The sequence below is a fragment of the Kocuria sp. LHG3120 genome (assembly GCF_049897445.1).
In the GTDB taxonomy this organism is placed as follows: domain Bacteria; phylum Actinomycetota; class Actinomycetes; order Actinomycetales; family Micrococcaceae; genus Kocuria; species Kocuria rosea.
The window spans coordinates 110,546-128,557 of record NZ_JAFCWG010000006.1 but is presented as its reverse complement, the minus strand read 5'-3'; the positions used below and the strand labels follow the sequence as shown (position 1 = coordinate 128,557).

Sequence of the window (18,012 nt, the reverse complement as noted above, 5' to 3'; positions counted from 1 at the left end):
CCGGCGGCCCGTCACTGCGCCGCGAGGGTGCGCGCGTAGTCCAGGTACGCGCCGTGGTCGAAGCCGGGCAGCAGGCAGGACTGCACCACCCAGCCCTGCAGCACCGAGAGGATGGCCTGGGCGAACATGCCGGCCCACTCGCGGGCCGCGTCGTCGTCGAGGCCCAGCTCTTCGACCGCCCACCGTCCGTAGCGCTCCTCCACCCGGTCCCGCACGCGCCCCAGGTGCTCCCCGGCCAGCGCGGCCAGACCGGGGTCGCTCACCGCCCCGCCCCACGTGATGAGCAGCAGGCGGGTGGTGGCGGGATCCGCGGCCAGCCGCTCCAGCAGTCCCACGACCCACGCCGCGGGGTCGGGGCCGGGCTCGTCCTCCGCGGCCGCGAGGACCCGGTCCAGGGCCGCGCGGGCGGCCGCGGCCACGAGCTCCTGCTTGCTCGGGAAGTGGTTGTAGAGCGCCCCCGCGGACAGCCCCGTGGCGGCGATGATGCGGTGCATCGACGCCCCCTCGTAGCCGTGCTCGAGGAAGCACTCACTGGCGGCGGCCACGATCTCGCGGCGGCGCTCGTCCTTGTACTGCTGGCTCACCCGGGGCACGCCCTCAGCCTACGCCACGAACGGACGTTCGATCGGAGCCGGCGGGCGGGACCCCGGCGGCGGGCGGCGTGGCAGAATGCGCCCATGCCTGCCCAGACCCTCAGCCCGTTCGTCGACGCCTCCCTCGACGCCGCCCACCTGGACGACCCCGGCACCGCGACCGGCCGCACGCTCGGATGGGGCGTGGTCAGCACCGCCGACATCGCGGAGAAGGTGGTCCCGGACATCGCGGCGCTGCCCGACGCCCGGCTCGTGGCCGTGAGCTCGCGGGACCAGGACCGCGCCGAGGACTTCGCCCGCCGGCACGGGGTGGAGCGGGCCTACGGCGGCACCGCCACGAGCACGGGACTGGACCGACTCGCGGCCGACCCGGACGTGGAGATCGTCTACGTGGCCACCCCGCACGGCTACCACCACCGGGACGTCTCGGCGCTGCTGCGGGCCGGCAAGCACGTGGTGTGCGAGAAGGCCCTCGCCATGACCGCGGCGGAGGTCCGCGACCTGTTCCACCTGGCCCGCGAGCACGGCGTCTTCCTCATGGAAGCCGTCTGGACCCGCATGACCCCCGGCTTCCGCACCGCGATGCGCTGGGTCCGGGAGGGCCGGCTCGGCCGGGTCCGCTCGGTCGAGGGGTCCATCGGCACGCACCGGGCCCTGGACCCGGCCCACCGCCTGTTCCGCCGGGCCGACGGCGGCGGGGTGCTGCTGGACATGATGGTCTACCCCCTGACGTGGACCTCGGCGGTCCTGGGGGCCCCGGAGCGCTGGAGCGCCCGCGCGGAGCTCGGCGCCACGGACGTGGACCTGGACACCGCCCTGACCCTGGACTTCGGGCACGGCCGGGCGCACGTGAGCGGCACCCTGTCCGCCACGGTCCCCCACCAGGTGACGATCAGCGGCACGGACGGCTGGCTGCGGGTGGACGGACGGATCAACTGCCCGACCACCCTGGTGCTGCAGACCGCCGAGGGCGCCCGCACGGGCGCCGCCCCCGTCGTGGAGCGCGTGGACGTGGCGGGCGCCGGATACGTGTTCGAGATGCGCGAGGCCACCCGCTGCGTGCAGCAGGGCCTGCTCGAGTCCCCCGTGATGCCGTGGGCCGACTCCCTCGAGCTCGTGGAGCTCTTCGACCGGGTGCGGGCGCAGATCGGCGTGCGGTATCCCCACGACGCCCGCTGAGGGCGGTTCGCCCTGGGCGATGGGGGCCGGGACCCGTTGAAGACCGCGGGGAGCGGGATTATCATGGTCCACAGTTGAGTTGATCGGACTCAACAAAATGTCGAAGACATTGCTCATATGGTTGAGGAGATGATTGACGTGGCCACGATGTTCACCCCGTTCAACGATTTCGACCGGCTCGCCGCCTCGCTGTTCGCCCGGCAGGGCCTGCGCGAGATGCCCATGGACCTGTACCGGGACGGCGACCAGTACATCCTCCGGGCGGACCTGCCCGGCATCGACCCGGAGAGCGTCGACGTCGACGTCGACGGCCAGCTGCTGACGATCCGCGCGGAGCGGGAGCTGCCCGAGGTGCAGGACGTCCAGTGGATCACCCGGGAGCGGCAGAGCTCCTCGTTCGTCCGCCAGCTCAACCTGGGCCAGGGCATCGACATCCAGAACATCGCGGCGAACTACGACAACGGCGTGCTCACGGTCACGATCCCCGTCTCGGCGCAGGCCAAGCCGCGCAAGATCCAGGTGGTCTCCGGCCAGGGCGAGCAGCAGGCCCTGGGCGAGGGCCGGGACGAGTCCGGCGACCGCGTGATCGGCGAGGGCGAGCTCGTCAACGGCGCCGGGTCCACCCAGTCCACGGAGGGCTGAGCCCGGCCCCCGGCACCGGCACGCCCCCCGGGCGGGGCCCCACGGCCACGGGCCCGTTCCCCGCGGGGAACGGGCCCGCCGCCGTGCCCGGGCCGCCCGCGGCCTCCGGCCGGACGGCGGGCCCGGCCAGCGGGCGGGGCGCCGCCTCGGGTATCTTGGCACCAGGAAGCACCACCACCGATCCGACGACATCCTGGGAGACAGCCCGCACATGGCCAAGATCATCTACACCCGCACCGACGAGGCGCCCCTGCTCGCCACCTACTCCTTCAAGCCGATCATCGAGGCCTACGCCTCGACCGCCGGCGTCGAGGTGGAGACCCGCGACATCTCCCTGGCCGGGCGCATCATCGCCGCGTTCGGCGACCGCCTCCCCGAGGAGCAGCGGGTGGACGACGCCCTCGCCGAGCTGGGCGAGCTGGCCAAGAAGCCCGAGGCCAACATCATCAAGCTGCCCAACATCTCCGCCTCCGTCCCGCAGCTGAAGGCCGCGGTCAAGGAGCTGCAGGAGCAGGGCGTCGCCCTCCCCGACTACCCGGACGAGCCCCGCACCGAGGAGGAGAAGGAGACCCGGGCCCGCTACGACAAGATCAAGGGCTCCGCCGTCAACCCGGTGCTGCGCGAGGGCAACTCGGACCGCCGCGCCCCCGCCTCGGTCAAGAACTACGTCCGCAAGAACCCGCACCGCATGGGCGAGTGGACGGCGGAGTCGAGGACGAACGTCGCCACGATGGGCGCCGACGACTTCCGGGACAACGAGAAGTCCGTGGTCATGGACGGCGACGACACCCTGACGATCCGCCTGGTGGCCGAGGACGGCAGCACCACGGTGCTCAAGGAGTCCGTCCCCGTGCTGGCCGGCGAGGTCGTCGACGGCACCGTGATGCGGGCCGCCGCCCTGGACGCGTTCCTCGCGGAGCAGGTCGAGCGCGCCAAGCGGGAGGACGTCCTGCTCTCGGTGCACCTGAAGGCCACCATGATGAAGGTCTCCGACCCGATCATCTTCGGCCACGTCATCGAGGCGTTCTTCCCGGAGCTCTTCGCCGCCCACGGCGCGGCCCTCGAGAAGGCGGGTCTCTCCCCCGCCAACGGGCTCGCGGCGATCCTCAACGGCCTCGACGCCCTGCCGGCCGACGTGCGCGACGACGTGCGGGCCGCGATCGACAAGGGCCTCGCCGAGGGCCCGAAGCTCGCCATGGTGAACTCCGACAAGGGCATCACGAACCTGCACGTGCCCTCCGACGTCATCGTCGACGCGTCGATGCCGGCCATGATCCGCACCTCCGGCCACATGTGGGGCCCCGAGGGCGAGGAGGCGGACACCCTCGCGGTGCTGCCGGACAGCTCCTACGCCGGGGTCTACCAGGTGGTCATCGACGACTGCCGCGCCCACGGCGCGTTCGACCCGACCACCATGGGCTCCGTGCCCAACGTCGGCCTCATGGCGATGAAGGCGGAGGAGTACGGCTCCCACGACAAGACCTTCGAGATCCCCGTGCAGGGCACCGTCCAGGTCGTCGACTCCTCCGGCGCCGTGCTCATCGAGCACGAGGTCTCCCCCGGGGACATCTGGCGGGCGTGCCAGACGAAGGACGTCGCGATCCGCGACTGGGTCAAGCTCGCCGTGACCCGCGCGCGGGCCTCCGCGACGCCGGCCGTGTTCTGGCTGGACCGCACGCGCGCCCACGACACCAACCTCATCGCCAAGGTCGAGCAGTACCTGACCGAGCACGACACCGAGGGCCTGCAGATCGAGATCATGTCCCCCGAGGAGGCCACCGCGTTCTCGATCGAGCGGATCCGCCGCGGCGAGGACACCATCTCGGTCACCGGCAACGTGCTGCGCGACTATCTGACGGACCTGTTCCCGATCCTCGAGCTGGGCACCTCCGCGAAGATGCTCTCGGTGGTCCCGCTCATCAACGGCGGCGGGCTCTTCGAGACCGGCGCCGGCGGGTCCGCGCCGAAGCACGTCCAGCAGCTGGTGGAGGAGAACCACCTGCGCTGGGACAGCCTCGGGGAGTTCCTCGCCCTCGCCGCGAGCCTCGACCACCTGGCGACCACGGCCGACAACGAGCGCGCCCGGATCCTCGGTGAGACCCTCGACCGGGCCACGGGCACGTTCCTCGAGGAGAACAAGTCCCCGAGCCGGAAGGCCGGCGAGATCGACAACCGCGGCAGCCACTTCTACCTGGCCCTGTACTGGGCCCAGGAGCTGGCCCGCCAGGACGAGGACGCCGAGCTGGCGCAGGCCTTCGCCTCCGTGGCGGAGCAGCTGGCGGCCAACGAGGACGCGATCAACGAGGAGCTGCTCTCCGTGCAGGGCCGGCCCGCCGACATCGGCGGCTACTACCGCCCGGACGACGCCAAGACGTTCTCGGTGATGCGTCCCTCGGAGACCTTCAACCGGGTCCTCTCCTCGCTCAGCGCGTGAGCTGAGCGCCTGAGCGGAGCGCGCGGGCCGACCGCGCGCTCCGGCACGGGCGGCACGCACGGCAGCGGCCGCACTCCCCACGGGGAGTGCGGCCGCTGCCGTGCGCGGGGCATGCCGTCCGGGAGACGGCTCAGTGGAAGAAGTGCCGCGCCCCGGTGAAGTACATCGTCACGCCGGCGGCCTCGGCCGCGGCCACGACCTCCTCGTCCCGGATCGAGCCGCCGGGCTGGACCACGGCGCGCACGCCGGCGTCGAGGAGCACCTGCAGGCCGTCCGCGAACGGGAAGAACGCGTCCGAGGCCGCCACGGCGCCGCGCGCGCGCTCGGCGCCGTCCTCGCCCAGGGCGTTGGCCCGCTCCACGGAGAGCTTGCAGGAGTCCACGCGGTTGACCTGACCCATGCCGATGCCCACGGACGCACCGCGGTCGGCGAGCAGGATCGCGTTGGACTTCACCGCCCGCAGCGACGTCCACGCGAAGGCGAGGTCGGCGAGCGTCCGCTCGTCCGCCGGCTCCCCCGCGGCCAGCGTCCAGCCGGCGGGGTCGTCGCCCGCGGCGTCGAGCCGGTCCGAGACCTGCAGCAGCGCGCCGCCGGAGATCTGCCGGTACTCGAGGACGTCCCGCTCGAAGCCCTCGGGCAGCTCGAGCAGGCGGATGTTCTTCTTGGCCTGCAGGATCTCCAGGGCCGCCGGCTCGAAGCCGGGGGCCACGACGACCTCGGTGAAGATGTCCTTCACGGTCTCGGCCATCGCCCGGGTCACGGGCCGGTTCGCGGCGATGACCCCGCCGTAGGCGGAGAGCGGGTCGCACGCGTGGGCCTTGCGGTGGGCGTCGGCGATCGGGTCCTCGGCGCCGGGGGTGGCCACGGCCAGCCCGCAGGGGTTGTTGTGCTTGACCACGGCCACGGCCGGCTCGTCGAAGTCGTAGGCGGCGCGCAGCGCGGCGTCGGCGTCCACGTAGTTGTTGTAGGACATCTCCTTGCCGTGCAGCTGGTCGGCCTGGGCGATGCCGGGGGACGCGGCCTCGTCCACGTAGAGCGCCCCCTTCTGGTGGGGGTTCTCGCCGTAGCGCAGGGAGGCCGAGCGCTGCAGGGCCAGGCCGGCGTAGGGCGGCCAGAAGTTGGCGTCCTCGTCCTGCTCGAACTGCTGGGCCGTCCAGGTGGCCACCGCGGTGTCGTAGGCGGCGGTGTGCGCGAACGCCGCGGCGGCCAGCCGGCGGCGTGCCCGCAGGTCGAAGCCGCCCGAGGCCGCCGCCTCCACGACCGCGTCGTAGGAGGACGGGTCCACGACCACGGACACGGCCGCGTGGTTCTTCGCAGCGGCCCGGACCATGGAGGGGCCGCCGATGTCGATCTGCTCGACGACCTCGTCCTGGCCCGCGCCGGAGCGCACGGTGTCCACGAACGGGTAGAGGTTCACGACCACGAGGTCGAACGGCTCGATCTCCAGCTCGGCGAGCTGGTCCATGTGGTCCTGCTTCCGGCGGTCCGCGAGGATGCCCGCGTGCACCCGCGGGTGCAGGGTCTTGACCCGCCCCTCCAGGCACTCCTGGAACCCGGTGACCTCCGCGACCTCCGTCACCGGCACGCCCAGGTCGGCGATGCGCCGTGCGGTCGAGCCGGTGGACACGATCGCGACGCCGGCCCGGTGCAGCCCCGTGGCGAGACCCTCCAGCCCGGTCTTGTCGTAGACGGACACCAGCGCCCTCTTGAGGGGCACGCGGTCAAGCTGGGTGGGGCTCACAGGTTCTCCAAGCGTTCGAGGTCTGGGGTTGCCGGCGGGATCCGCCGGGAACCATTTTACGGACCCTCGCCGGGCCTGCTCACCGGGCGTCGTGCAGGGCTCCCTGCCGGGCCGCCGCGCCGAGCGTGCGCACGAGCAGCTCGCGCTCGGCGGCCTTGATCCGCTCGTGCAGCTGCGCCTCGGTGTCCCCCTCCTCCACGGGCACCGCCGCCTGCGCCAGGATCGGACCGGCGTCGACGTCGGCCACGACCTCGTGGACGGTGACGCCGGTGACCTTCACCCCGTGCGCGAGGGCGTCCCGCACCGCGTGCGCCCCCGGGAAGGACGGCAGCAGCGAGGGGTGGGTGTTGACGATGCGCCCCGCGAACGCCTCGACGAACTCGGCGTCCACGATCCGCATGAACCCCGCGAAGACGATCCGGTCGGGCTCCCGGGCGGCCACCGCCTCCTGCAGGGCACGGTTCCACCGCGTCCGGTCGGGGTGGTCGCCGGGCCGGACGAGGAACGTCTCGACGCCGGCTTCCCGGGCCCGCTCCAGGCCGGTGCAGGGCTTGTCCGCGCCCACGGCGGCGATCTCGACGTCGATCCGGCCCTCCCGGACGGCGTCGAGGACCGCCTGCAGATTGGTGCCGGAGCCGGAGACCATGACCACGATGCGCATGCCCCCGAGTCTAGTCGGGCGGGCGGGGAGGGGCCCCCGGGGTGCCCTAGAGTGAAGGGCATGACCCCTCCCCGCCCGACCCCCGAGGCAGCCCCCGCGGACGCACGACGCGCCGCCGCGACCCGCACGGCAGGGGGCGCGCTGGTGTGCGCGGCGGTCGCCCTGGTGCTCGTCGGCTCCGCCCTGTGGCCGACCGTGGCCGGGGTCGTGCTGGCCGTCCTCGGGATCGGGCTGGGCGTCGCGGCGCTCGTGCGCTCCCGCGGGACCGGCAGGCGCCGGCTGCTGGTGCTGAGCGCGGTCGCCGCGATCGTGCTGGGCGCGCTGAGCCTGCTCACCGGCGGGGCCCGTCTGGCCCTGTGGCCGGTGGCCGAGGCCTACCAGGAGTGCGTCGCCGGCACCCTCACCCTCTCCGGGGCGGCGCAGTGCCAGCAGGAGCTCGAGGACGGGATCTGGAGCTATTTCTCCGGCGGGCCTGCGGCGCCGGCGTCGGAGGACGCCGCGGGTGCCTCGGCCGCGTCCACGTCGAACGCCTCCGCGGACCCGGTCTCCGCCACGGCCGGCCCCTGAGCCGCCCACGGGCCCGCGTCCCGGTGCCCGTCCGCGGTGCTGCGGCCGGTCCTGGGCCCGTCCGCGCCGTGCCCCTCGGTCCCGTGCTGGTCGGCCCCGTGCCCGCGTGCGGGCCGCGGCCTCCGCCGGCCGGCCGAGCGCATGGCGCGCCGGGCCGCGGTCTCCTCCCGGCGCCGCCGGCGCGCTGCCCGCCGGCCGGCCGGCGTCCGGTCCTCGCCGTCCTCGCCGCCGCGGGGCGGCGCGAACGGCGGCTCGTGCTCGAGCCACGGTCCCAGCACACAGCCGACCGCCGCCCCGACGGCCACCTCGGCGCCGAACAGCAGCAGCACGGCGGGACCGTCCGGTCCCACGTCCGTGAGCCGCCCGAGCCCCAGCGAGCCGTGCGCGAGCCAGCTCAGCAGCATCACCAGCACGCCGGCGACGGCGCCCACGAAGACCCCGGTCAGCAGCGTCGAGAGCGGGTACGTGATCCAGCGCGCGGGCAGCCGCAGCGCCATCCAGTCGTCCAGGTGGTTCTCCCCCTCGCGCAGGAACCACCAGCCGGCGAGGACGCCGGCCAGGACCGGCAGCACGACCACCACGAGCGCCCAGGCCGGGAGCTCGGCGGGCGGCAGCGCGGCGAGCGCCGGGAGCAGCGGCACGGGCCCGGCCTCGGTGCCCAGCGGAGAGGCGTGCGTGCCGGAGCCGAGCTCGAAGCCCGCGCCCGTGGCCCAGGCCAGGGCGTAGACCGCGAGGTTGGGCAGGTAGCCGAGCTGGAGTCCCGTCAGCGCGGTGTCCCCCGGCACGCCGGTGCCCAGCCGCTGGTAGACGCCCACCACGTCGTTCCAGTTCCAGAACAGGGCGGCGGCCAGCAGGGCGGCCCCGGCCCCGACCCCGGCCACGGCCGCGACGAAGCCGGCGCGCAGCACCGCCCACACGTAGGACCCGGCCCAGCGGGAGTACTGGCTCGTGCGCTCGACCCACGCGGCGGCGTTGACGCCGATCAGTCCCGGCAGCGACCGGGAGGCCCGGTACGCGCCCACGAAGCCGCCCAGGGCCACGGGGACGAGCGGGAAGACGGCGGCCGCGGCCGGGCTCGCCGAGACCTCCCCTCCGCTGAAGAGCAGCGCGGCGGCGGCGCCGAACGCGGAGTAGGCGGCCAGTCCGCTGAGGTACGGCTGCCAGAACTGGCCCTCCCAGCAGGCGCGGGCCAGCCGTCTCCCGGCGTGCCAGGAGAGGGCGAACGGCACCAGGGTGAGCCCGAGCGGGACGAGGTTGAGCGTCCCGGTGGTCGCGGGCAGCCCTGCGCCCGGGTCGAGGGCCACCTGGAGCGGGGTGAGGTGGGCGAGCAGCCACACGTGACCGGAGAGCACGAACCCGCCGGTCAGGCCGAGGGTGTCGAAGCCGTCGGCGAGCCACACCATGAGGACGGTCAGCAGGACCAGCAGGTAGGACACCACGGCCACGGAGCCGAGTTCCAGCACGCCCTGCAGCCACAGCGGCATGGGCACACCCCGGCGGTCCGGGCGTGCAGCGGGGGAGGACAGGCCTTGGGAGTTCATCACCGACCATCCTCCCACGCCCGGGCGGCACCCCGGCCGAGGCTTCACGGCGCCTTCACCGGCGGGCCACGCCCCGCTCGCCGTCCGGTCGCCCGGCCCCGGCAGGCTCGGGAGCATGAGAGTCGCCGTGGTCGCCGAGCAGTTCCTCCCCCACCTCAACGGAGTCACCCACTCGGTGCTGCGGGTCGTCGAGCAGCTGGTCGCCGGCGGGCACGACGTCGTGGTCGTGGCGCCCTCCTACGAACCCGCGCCGCTCGGGCGCCCGGCGGAGCAGGTCGTCGAGGACCTCGACGGGGTGCCGGTGCACCGGCTGCCCGCCGTTCCGCTCACCGGCTACCCCGCCGTGCGGGTGGCCGGCGGGACCGTGGCCCGGGTGCGGCGGCAGCTGGAGCGCTTCCGGCCTGACGTGGTCCACGTGGCCTCCCCGTTCGTGCTGGGCCGCCGGGCGATCCTGGCGGCCCAGCAGCTCGGGGTGCCGTGCGTGGCGGTCTACCAGACCGACGTGCCCGGCTACGCGGCCAAGTACGGGGCCCCGTTCCTCGAGCAGCTCCTGTGGGGGCACGTGCGCTCCATGCACAACCTCGCCACGCTCACGCTCGCGCCGTCCACCGCGGCGGTCCGGCAGCTCACCGAGCACGGCGTCCAGGACGTGCACCTGTGGCGGCGCGGGGTGGACACCACCCGCTTCTCCCCCCGGCACCGGGACGAGCGGTGGCGGGAGGAGGTCGGCGGCGGCCGGCGGATCGTCGGCTACGTGGGCCGGATCGCCCCGGAGAAGCAGGTCGAGGACCTCTCCGCGGTCGCGGACCTGCCCGGCACCCGCCTGGTGGTCGTGGGCTCGGGCCCGGAGGAGGACGCCCTGCGCCGCCGGCTCCCGCAGGCCCACTTCACCGGGCGCCGCAGCGGTGCCGACCTGGCGCGCATCATGGCGTCCTTCGACGTGTTCGTCCACCCCGGCGAGTTCGAGACGTTCTGCCAGACGATCCAGGAGGCCATGGCCTCGGGGGTGCCGGTGGTCGCGACCGGCCGGGGCGGTCCCCTCGACCTCGTGGACCGGTCCCGCACCGGCTGGCTCTATCCCCCGGGCGATCTCGGGGCGCTGCGCGGGTACGTGGCGGATCTCCTGGGCGACGAGGCGAAGCGGGCCGCGTTCGGCGTCGCGGCGCACGCGGCGGTCCAGGGCCGGACGTGGGACGTGCTGGTCGGGCAGCTGCTCGAGCACTACGAGCGCGCCGTGGCGCTCTCGGCGCAGGGGCAGGGGCGCAGCCGCCGGCACCGCCGGGCCGTCTGAGGGCTACCGGCGGGCGGGGGACGCGTCCAGCACGGGCGCCCCGGTGCCGGCGTACCGCCCCGGCTCCGCGGTCAGCACGGTCAGCCCGTGGACCAGGGCCGTGGCCGCGGTGAGCCCGGCGAGCGGATCGGCCGCCCCCGTCGCGGCCAGCGCTCCCCACGCCCGGGCCACGGCGGCGTCCGCGGGGAGGACCCGGCCCGGGAAGCGCAGCTCGAGCTGCTCCGCCCACAGCGTCTCGTCGGGCCGCTCGGCGAGCAGCTCCCCGAGCACCGTGGCGGGCAGGAACAGCCGCCGGTGTCCGTGCCGGCGCAGGACCTCGGCCAGCTCGGGGCAGCGCTCCGGGGTGCGCACCCCCAGCAGCACGGAACGGTCCAGGAGGAGGTCCACGGCGGCGGGCCTCAGGCCGCGGCGGCGAGCTCCCCGCGGGCCGGAGCCAGCAGGAAGTCCACGAACTCGGTGCGGACCTGCACCACGCGGGCGTAGTCCTCGACGCTCATGGCGGAGACGCTGATCGCCGGGACGCTCGGCGCGGGGTCGCGGCGGGTCCCGTCCCCGGTGGCCGGGACGGCGTGGGAGGGCTGGGGGAACGCGCCCGTGCGGGCGGCGGAGTGGCGGGGGTCGGACATGACCGGGATCCTTCGTGCGCTCTTGCTCGCACCGGGTACCGCTGCTGCGGCGATGCGAGCCGCTTCGTCATCCGAACCACCCGTGAACATGGGGTTGGTGCCCGGTCAAGTCGGAGCTTGCCGACCGGGTCTCTTGAAGCTCTCCCCATTGAACCACATCGGCCGAACCGTGTCCGCGTGCGGCGACCCGGCCGGATCCGGTGCCCCCTCCTGTGCACAGGCCTTCCCCGGGGTGTCACCGCCCGGACATCTCGACGACACATCGTTGCGCTGGAATGGGTCCCGTAGTACCGGGGACGGCGCAGGCGACGGCCCCGCGCATTACGTTTCAGTGACACAACTCACGACTCGCTTGTCGAGGTGTCGGTGCCGCGGGGTAGCCTGAACCTGCTTCTCGAGATGCGGCGTCCACGCCCTCGGCCGGAGATCGACGATCCCCGGCGGAACCGTGGAGGGGCTCCGACCCGCTGCGCGCCAACCCGATGTTCCCGGGTGGATCGGATGACGAAGCGGCGGGCAACGCCATCGGATGCCTGCAAGAACGTCAGGAGAAAACATGACCATGTCCGAAGAAAGAACAGCCATCACCACCGACCAGCGCGAGGAGTGGATCGACGTGACCGTCACCGCCCTCCCCGATCTCCACCTCGTCCGTCTCACGTCGACCGACGGGGACGTGCAGGAGTACCTGAGCCCCGAGGCCGACGACCTGGCCGCCGCGGCGGAGCACACGGAGGGTACGGCGCAATGGTGCGCCAAGTACCGCCAGCTCCTCGTTCCCGGAGCCCTCGCGGCGACCGGACGGCATCCGTTCTTCAAGCTCCACCCCTCGTCCCTCCCGCTGTCGGCATAGCCGGCGGACAGGAGCGCACGGAGGCCGCAGCCCGTCGGGCTGCGGCCTCCGTCGTGCGGGAGGACGGTGACGTCCGGAGCGCCGGTGGGACCCGCGGGGTGCTCACTCGAGGCCGTAGTCCCCCGCCGAGCCCCAGCCGCCGCCGGCCTCGTCGGCGGAGCCGTCGAATCCCCACTCGGAGGCCTCGACCTCGAACGGCACGGAGACGTCCAGCTCGGCGTCGGAGACCCGGTTCACCACGAAGGGGTCCTCCGGCTCCTCCGCGGCGGGGAGCGGATCGGGAACGGTCACGGCGCTTCCTCCCGGTGCTGCTCGGCGGGTACGACGACAGAACCGCCGCCGGGCGCAGCCCGACGACGGTTCTGGAGGATCAACGGGCCGGAGCCCGCGGAAGATCCTTAGGAGATGACGTTGATGTTCGCAGCCTGGGGGCCCTTGGGGCCGTCCTGGGTCTCGAACTCGACGCGGTCGTTCTCGTTCAGCGAGCGGAAGCCGTTCGAGTTGATCGCGGAGAAGTGGGCGAAGACGTCCTTGGAGCCGTCCTCGGGGGTGATGAAGCCGAAGCCCTTGTCAGCGTTGAACCACTTGACGATACCGGTAGTCATGGGAGACCTGATCCTTCATGAGATGAACGTTTCCCGACGTTCGAGAAACAAAACAGTTGTGATGCATGGAAAACGTCTTCTCAGAAAAACTGCTGCACCCGAGTGGGCCGAACTGCTTGAAAGACAAAAACGAACCTCAACAACTGCGGACTACTCTACACGAGATCCGGCGCCGCACCACCCGGGACGGGGCGCCGGACCCGGCCCGGCACCGGGGACCGCTCAGACCGGCGGGGCGCCGAGCTCGATGAGGAGCACTCCGCCGGCGATGAGGGCCACCCCGGCCGCCGTCACCCAGGTGAACGGCTCGCGGAACAGGACCCGGCCGGCCAGTGCCGTCAGCGCCACGCCGGAGGCCGACCAGATGCCGTAGGCGACGCCCAGCGCCATGCCCTCGGCCAGGACGAGGCTCAGGCAGGTGAACGCCACCAGGTAGCCGACGGCCACGGCGGCGTACCAGCGGCGGCGGCCCCGGGCGGCCATCCGCAGGGACAGGGTTCCGGCGACCTCGGTGAGGATCGAGACACTGAGGAAGAGCCAGGCCATCAGGCCGCCTCCTCGGTCTCGGGGGCGGGGCGGCGGGAGCCGAGCTCCACGCAGAGCACGCCGGCCACGACCAGCACGATCCCGGCCAGCACGGCCGGGCTCAGCCGCTCACCGTAGACCACGGCCGCCGCCAGAGCGGTGAGCATCACCCCGAGGGCGGCCCACACGCCGTAGGCGACCCCCACCGGCATGCCGCGGCGCAGCACGGCCGCCAGGAGGGTGAACGCGGCGAGGTAGCCGGCGACGACGAGCGCGTACCAGGCGGGCTCGTCCAGAGCCGCCTTCAGCGACAGTGTGGCCGCCACCTCGGCGAGCACGGCGGCGAGCAGCAGCAGCCGGCGCAGCACGGCTCAGCCCTCCAGGAGCTCGTCGGCGACCGCCCTGACCCGGGCCCGTTCCTGCGGGTCGGGGGCGAAGACGCCCGCGGCGTCGGCGAACCACACGCCGTCGGCGAGCAGCCGCACGGCCAGCAGCCGGCTCCGGCGCTCGGCGGGCAGGTCCGCGGGCAGGTGCACCCACGGCTCCACCCGCGCGACCCAGCGCTCCTTGAGCGTGGCGCGCAGCCGCTGGTCGGTGAGCATCACGAGGTCGGTCTCGTCGACCTCCCCGGACAGGCACCAGTCGAGGTAGGCGCGCAGCCGTTCCGCCGCGGGCACCTGCTCCGGGGGGCCGGGCAGGCGGCGGGCCATCTGCGCGTCCCAGCCGTCCATCACCCGGTCCACCAGGGCGAGCATCAGCGCCTCCTTGGTGGGGAAGTGGTACATCACCCCGGGCTTGGTCAGACCCGCCTGCCGCGCGGCCGACGCCAGGGAGACCGTGCCGCCGCCCCGGATCAGCTCGAGGGCGCCGTCGAGGATGCGCTCGCGGGAGGAGGTGCTCATGAGAAAGAACTTTACCAACCGGAAGGGTGGTGACACGATGTTGAGCATCCCCGGGGCGCGGGTTTCGGCCGCCGCACCGGTCCGCGGGCACGACGACGTCCCGCCCCTGCCCGGTCCGCGCTGGACCCGGCAGGTGCTCCCCGACCCGGATCACCACTTCCAGGAGGACTCGTCCCATGACTTCCGCCCTGCACCAGTCACCGCCCGAGAGCGGCACCCCACCCGCCGGGCGCTCCCGGCCGGCCGTGAACCGGACGGTCTTCGCCGGCTCGGGCATCACCATCGTCCTGTTCTCCCTGTGGGCGATCCTCGCCCCCGACCAGGCCTCCGCGGTGATCAGCGCCGTGGTCGGCTGGATCGCGACCAACATGGGCTGGTTCTACGTCCTCACCGCCACGGTGGTGACGGTCTTCGTCCTGGTCGTGGCGTTCTCCCGCGAGGGGACCATCAAGATGGGCCCCGACCACTCGAAGCCGCAGTACAACCTGTTCACCTGGACCGCGATGCTCTTCGCCGCCGGCATCGGCATCGACCTGCTGTTCTTCTCCGTGGCCGAGCCCGTCACCCAGTACTACGGCCCGCCCGCCGGGGAGGGCGGGACGGCCGAGGCCACCCGCATGGCCGTGGTGTGGACGCTGTTCCACTACGGCGTCACGGGCTGGGCGATGTACGCGCTGATGGGCATGGCCTTCGGCTACTTCGCCTACCGGTGGAACATGCCCCTGAGCATCCGTTCGGCCCTCTACCCGCTGATCGGCAAGCGGGTGCAGGGGCGCACGGGGGACGTCGTGGACATCGCGGCGCTGCTCGGCACGATCTTCGGCGTGGCCACCTCGCTGGGCATCGGCGTGGTGCAGCTCAACTACGGCCTCTACCTGCTCTTCGGGATCGAGGAGGGGACCGCGGCGCAGATCGGGCTGATCGTCGTGGCCGTGGTGATGGCCACCGCCTCGTGCGTCTCGGGCGTGGACAAGGGCATCCGCAGGCTCTCCGAGCTCAACGTGCTCATGGCCGTGGCGCTGATCGTCTGGGTGCTCGTGGCCGGCCGGACCTCGTTCCTGCTCGACGCCACGGTGCAGAACCTCGGCGACTACGTCTCCTCGCTGCCGGGGATGACCATGGAGACGTTCGCCTACACCGGTGCGGCGGAGTGGATGGCGGGGTGGACCCTCTTCTTCTGGGCCTGGTGGATCGCCTGGGCGCCGTTCGTCGGCCTGTTCCTGGCGCGGATCTCCCGGGGCCGCACCCTGCGCGAGTTCGTGATCGCGACCCTGACCGTGCCGTTCCTGTTCATCCTCATCCTGGTCTCGGTCTTCGGCAACAGCGCCCTGGCGATCGTCACGGGCGGGGACGACGCCTTCGGCCAGGCCGCCATGAACACCCCCGAGCGGGCGTTCTACTCGCTGCTCGAGCAGTACCCGGGCGCGCCGGTGCTCATCGCGCTCGCCTCGCTGGCCGGGCTGCTGTTCTACGTCACGAGCGCCGACTCGGGCGCGCTCGTGATGTCGACGTTCACCTCGACGATCCAGGACCCCACCCAGGACGGGCCCAAGTGGCTGCGCATCTTCTGGGCCGCCGCCACCGGGCTGCTGACCCTGGCGATGCTGCTGGTGGGCGGGGTGCCGACCCTGCAGGCCGCCACGCTGATCATCGGCCTGCCCTTCTCGATCGTGATGTACCTGGTCATGATCGGGTTCTGGAAGGCCCTGCGCGCCGAGCGCTCCCAGCGCGAGGGGCGCAGCTCCACCCGCCGCTCCGCGGCCGCGTCCCGCATCCCCGGCCCGGACAGCCACTGGCGCCGGCGGCTCTCCCGGACCGGCTCGTTCCCGGGCCCGAAGGCCGTGCGCCGCTACGAGGACGAGGCGCTCGTCCCCGCCCTCGCGGAGGTCGTCGAGGAGTTCCGGGCCCAGGGCCTCGACGCCGAGCTCACCAGCTCGGTGGTCGGCTACCAGGACCTGTCCGAGCACACGCTGACCGTGCGGATGGGCGAGGACCGGGACTTCTGCTACCAGATCTATCCGGTGGCCACACCCGTGCCGGCCTTCGGCGGGTTCCGCACCAACCCGGACTCCGACCTGTACTACCGCCTGGAGGTCTTCAACGAGACCGGCTCCCAGGGCACGGACGTCATGGACTGGAGCCACGAGCAGGTCATCAACGACGTCCTCGACAGCTGGGAGGCGCACCTGGCCTTCCTGAGCATCCACGACGGGCCGTCCGTCATCCAGGACGGCGAGCAGGGCCACCCCGACTGGTCCACCGACATCCACGACGTGCCGACGGGGCAGATCCCCGCGGCGAAGGAGGCACACCCGTGAGCAGCACCTTGTTCATCGACGGCCAGTGGCAGGCCGCCGCCGAGGGCGGCACCCGCACCATCGTCTGCCCCGCCGACGGCGCCGAGGTCGGCACCGTCGCCGAGGCGACCGCGCAGGACACCGAGCGCGCGATCGCCGCGGCCCGCCGCGCCTTCGACGACGGCCGCTGGTCGTCCGTGCCTGCCCCGGAGCGCGGGGACCTGCTGCTGCGGGTCGCGGCCCGGCTGCGCGAGCGCAAGGACGAGTTCGCCCGCGCCGAGTCCCTCGACACCGGCAAGCGGCTGGTCGAGTCCGAGATCGACATGGACGACATCGCCGCGTGCTTCACGTACTTCGGCAAGGCCGCCGCGGAGCAGGCCGGGCGCGTCGTCGACGCCGGGGACCCCACCGTGGTCTCGAAGGTCGTCACCGAGCCCGTGGGCGTGTGCGGGATGATCACGCCCTGGAACTACCCGCTGCTCCAGGCCGCGTGGAAGATCGCCCCGGCGATCGCCGCCGGGTGCACCTTCGTGCTCAAGCCCGCCGAGCTCACCCCGCACACGGCGATCCTGATGATGCAGGTCCTCCAGGAGGTCGGCCTGCCCGACGGCGTGGCCAACCTCGTGCTGGGCGCCGGCGCCGAGGCGGGCGCGCCGCTGTCCTCCTCCCCCGACGTGGACCTCGTCTCCTTCACCGGCGGCGTGCTGACCGGCCGGCGGATCGCGGCCGCCGCCGCGCCCACCGTGAAGAAGGTCGCCCTGGAGCTCGGCGGCAAGAACCCCAACGTGGTCTTCGCGGACGCCGACTTCGACGCCGCCGTGGACAACGCCCTCAACGCCGCGTTCGTGCACTCCGGGCAGGTCTGCTCGGCCGGGGCGCGCCTGGTGGTCGAGGAGCCGATCGCCGAGCGCTTCGTCGACGAGCTCGTCCGCCGGGCCGAGCGGATCCGCCTCGGCGGCCCCTTCGACGACCAGGCCGAGACCGGGCCCCTCATCTCGGCGGCCCAGCGCGAGAAGGTGCACGCGTACGTGGAGCGCGCCCGCGAGCAGGGGGCGCGCGTCCGCACCGGCGGCGAGCACTCCACCGGGACGTCCGCCGACGGGTCGCTGGACCTCGGACAGGGCTTCTTCTACCCGCCCACCGTGATCGACCGCTGCACCCGCGAGATGGACTGCGTGCACGACGAGGCCTTCGGCCCCACCGTCACGGTCGAGACCTTCCGCACCGAGGACGAGGCCGTCGAGATCGGCAACGACACGATCTACGGCCTCGCCGGGGCCGTGTGGACCGCGGACGCCGGCCGCGCCCACCGCGTGGCGAGCCGGCTGCGCCACGGCACGATCTGGATCAACGACTTCCACCCCTACCTGCCGCAGGCGGAGTGGGGCGGGATGAAGCAGTCGGGCGTCGGGCGCGAGCTCGGCCCCACCGGCCTGGGCGAGTACCAGGAGCTCAAGCACGTCTACCAGAACACGGCCCCCGCCGTGACCGGCTGGTTCGCCGCACCCTGACCCGCGCCCGCCCGGCGTCGTCGTCGCCCGCACGACGACGACGC

General features: G+C 73.2%; 19 protein-coding genes and 1 riboswitch. Of the genes, 8 read left to right on the top strand and 11 right to left on the bottom strand.

Going from position 1 to position 18,012, the window contains the following annotated elements:
• Window positions 1–11: 11 nt before the first annotated feature.
• On the bottom strand, window positions 12–584 hold the full coding sequence (locus ACP7CD_RS13015) for a TetR/AcrR family transcriptional regulator (protein ID WP_426120353.1): 573 nt from the start codon (window positions 582–584) through the stop codon (window positions 12–14).
• A 93-nt stretch (window positions 585–677) separates the two neighbouring features.
• On the opposite strand from ACP7CD_RS13015, the gene ACP7CD_RS13010 reads away from it, so the two are divergent.
• The 3 genes from ACP7CD_RS13010 (at window position 678) to ACP7CD_RS13000 (ending at window position 4,848) form a co-directional block, all read left to right on the top strand.
• Entirely contained in the window at window positions 678–1,772 is a 1,095-nt protein-coding gene (locus ACP7CD_RS13010; protein WP_426120352.1) for a Gfo/Idh/MocA family protein, read from the top strand.
• A 129-nt stretch (window positions 1,773–1,901) separates the two neighbouring features.
• A complete protein-coding gene (locus ACP7CD_RS13005) occupies window positions 1,902–2,414 on the top strand; it encodes an Hsp20/alpha crystallin family protein (RefSeq protein ID WP_285842172.1) in 513 nt (170 codons plus the stop codon).
• Between the two features lie 211 nt (window positions 2,415–2,625).
• Complete coding sequence (locus ACP7CD_RS13000; protein ID WP_017832165.1) at window positions 2,626–4,848, top strand: NADP-dependent isocitrate dehydrogenase; 2,223 nt, start codon at window positions 2,626–2,628, stop codon at window positions 4,846–4,848.
• Window positions 4,849–4,978: 130 nt separating this feature from the next.
• Here the strand turns inward: ACP7CD_RS13000 and purH are convergent, their stop codons facing one another.
• A complete protein-coding gene (gene purH / locus ACP7CD_RS12995; protein ID WP_426120351.1) occupies window positions 4,979–6,589 on the bottom strand; it encodes a bifunctional phosphoribosylaminoimidazolecarboxamide formyltransferase/IMP cyclohydrolase in 1,611 nt (536 codons plus the stop codon).
• 79 nt (window positions 6,590–6,668) lie between these two features.
• Window positions 6,669–7,250 (bottom strand): phosphoribosylglycinamide formyltransferase, encoded by a 582-nt coding sequence (gene purN, locus ACP7CD_RS12990; RefSeq protein ID WP_017832163.1) that lies wholly within the window; start codon window positions 7,248–7,250, stop codon window positions 6,669–6,671.
• Between the two features lie 60 nt (window positions 7,251–7,310).
• On the opposite strand from purN, the gene ACP7CD_RS12985 reads away from it, so the two are divergent.
• Window positions 7,311–7,817, top strand: a complete 507-nt coding sequence (locus tag ACP7CD_RS12985; protein WP_426120350.1) for a hypothetical protein — start codon at window positions 7,311–7,313, stop codon at window positions 7,815–7,817.
• On the opposite strand, the gene ACP7CD_RS12980 is transcribed toward ACP7CD_RS12985, so the two are convergent.
• Complete coding sequence (locus ACP7CD_RS12980) at window positions 7,706–9,358, bottom strand: DUF6350 family protein (protein ID WP_426120349.1); 1,653 nt, start codon at window positions 9,356–9,358, stop codon at window positions 7,706–7,708. The genes ACP7CD_RS12985 and ACP7CD_RS12980 overlap by 112 nt on opposite strands.
• 115 nt (window positions 9,359–9,473) lie before the next feature.
• Here ACP7CD_RS12980 and ACP7CD_RS12975 point away from each other — a divergent pair, with 115 nt between their 5' ends.
• A complete protein-coding gene (locus ACP7CD_RS12975; protein WP_161976658.1) occupies window positions 9,474–10,649 on the top strand; it encodes a glycosyltransferase family 4 protein in 1,176 nt (391 codons plus the stop codon).
• A 3-nt stretch (window positions 10,650–10,652) separates the two neighbouring features.
• Here ACP7CD_RS12975 and ACP7CD_RS12970 read toward each other — a convergent pair whose 3' ends face one another.
• Together ACP7CD_RS12970 and ACP7CD_RS12965 are read right to left on the bottom strand one after the other, a co-directional pair.
• A complete protein-coding gene (locus tag ACP7CD_RS12970) occupies window positions 10,653–11,036 on the bottom strand; it encodes a PIN domain-containing protein (protein WP_017832159.1) in 384 nt (127 codons plus the stop codon).
• Window positions 11,037–11,047: 11 nt separating this feature from the next.
• On the bottom strand, window positions 11,048–11,275 hold the full coding sequence (locus ACP7CD_RS12965) for a hypothetical protein (protein WP_095650861.1): 228 nt from the start codon (window positions 11,273–11,275) through the stop codon (window positions 11,048–11,050).
• A 13-nt stretch (window positions 11,276–11,288) separates the two neighbouring features.
• A riboswitch (SAM riboswitch) is annotated at window positions 11,289–11,414 on the bottom strand.
• Between the two features lie 417 nt (window positions 11,415–11,831).
• On the opposite strand from ACP7CD_RS12965, the gene ACP7CD_RS12960 reads away from it, so the two are divergent.
• Entirely contained in the window at window positions 11,832–12,128 is a 297-nt protein-coding gene (locus ACP7CD_RS12960) for a hypothetical protein (RefSeq protein ID WP_017832157.1), read from the top strand.
• 102 nt (window positions 12,129–12,230) lie between these two features.
• Here the strand turns inward: ACP7CD_RS12960 and ACP7CD_RS12955 are convergent, their stop codons facing one another.
• The 5 genes from ACP7CD_RS12955 to ACP7CD_RS12935 all read right to left on the bottom strand — a co-directional run bounded on the left by ACP7CD_RS12955 (window position 12,231) and on the right by ACP7CD_RS12935 (window position 14,160).
• A complete protein-coding gene (locus tag ACP7CD_RS12955) occupies window positions 12,231–12,419 on the bottom strand; it encodes a hypothetical protein (RefSeq protein WP_017832156.1) in 189 nt (62 codons plus the stop codon).
• A gap of 107 nt (window positions 12,420–12,526) precedes the next feature.
• Window positions 12,527–12,733 carry a transcription antiterminator/RNA stability regulator CspE gene (gene cspE, locus ACP7CD_RS12950; RefSeq protein WP_017832155.1) on the bottom strand — a complete coding sequence of 69 codons (207 nt, stop codon included), beginning with the start codon at window positions 12,731–12,733 and terminating at the stop codon, window positions 12,527–12,529.
• 222 nt (window positions 12,734–12,955) lie between these two features.
• Window positions 12,956–13,279 carry a DMT family transporter gene (locus tag ACP7CD_RS12945; protein ID WP_017832154.1) on the bottom strand — a complete coding sequence of 108 codons (324 nt, stop codon included), beginning with the start codon at window positions 13,277–13,279 and terminating at the stop codon, window positions 12,956–12,958.
• Window positions 13,279–13,626: a DMT family transporter gene (locus ACP7CD_RS12940; protein WP_017832153.1), complete on the bottom strand. Its 348-nt coding sequence runs from the start codon at window positions 13,624–13,626 to the stop codon at window positions 13,279–13,281. Before ACP7CD_RS12940 ends, ACP7CD_RS12945 begins: the two co-directional genes overlap by 1 nt.
• 3 nt (window positions 13,627–13,629) lie before the next feature.
• The gene (locus ACP7CD_RS12935; RefSeq protein WP_035926976.1) at window positions 13,630–14,160 is read right to left on the bottom strand and encodes a TetR/AcrR family transcriptional regulator; all 531 of its coding nucleotides are present in this window, start codon (window positions 14,158–14,160) and stop codon (window positions 13,630–13,632) included.
• 176 nt (window positions 14,161–14,336) lie between these two features.
• Here ACP7CD_RS12935 and betT point away from each other — a divergent pair, with 176 nt between their 5' ends.
• Together betT and ACP7CD_RS12925 are read left to right on the top strand one after the other, a co-directional pair.
• The gene (gene betT / locus ACP7CD_RS12930) at window positions 14,337–16,478 is read left to right on the top strand and encodes a choline BCCT transporter BetT (protein WP_017832151.1); all 2,142 of its coding nucleotides are present in this window, start codon (window positions 14,337–14,339) and stop codon (window positions 16,476–16,478) included.
• Window positions 16,475–17,968, top strand: coding sequence for an aldehyde dehydrogenase family protein (locus ACP7CD_RS12925; protein ID WP_426120348.1), 1,494 nt, complete (start codon window positions 16,475–16,477; stop codon window positions 17,966–17,968). Before betT ends, ACP7CD_RS12925 begins: the two co-directional genes overlap by 4 nt.
• The last annotated feature ends 44 nt before the right edge of the window (window positions 17,969–18,012 follow it).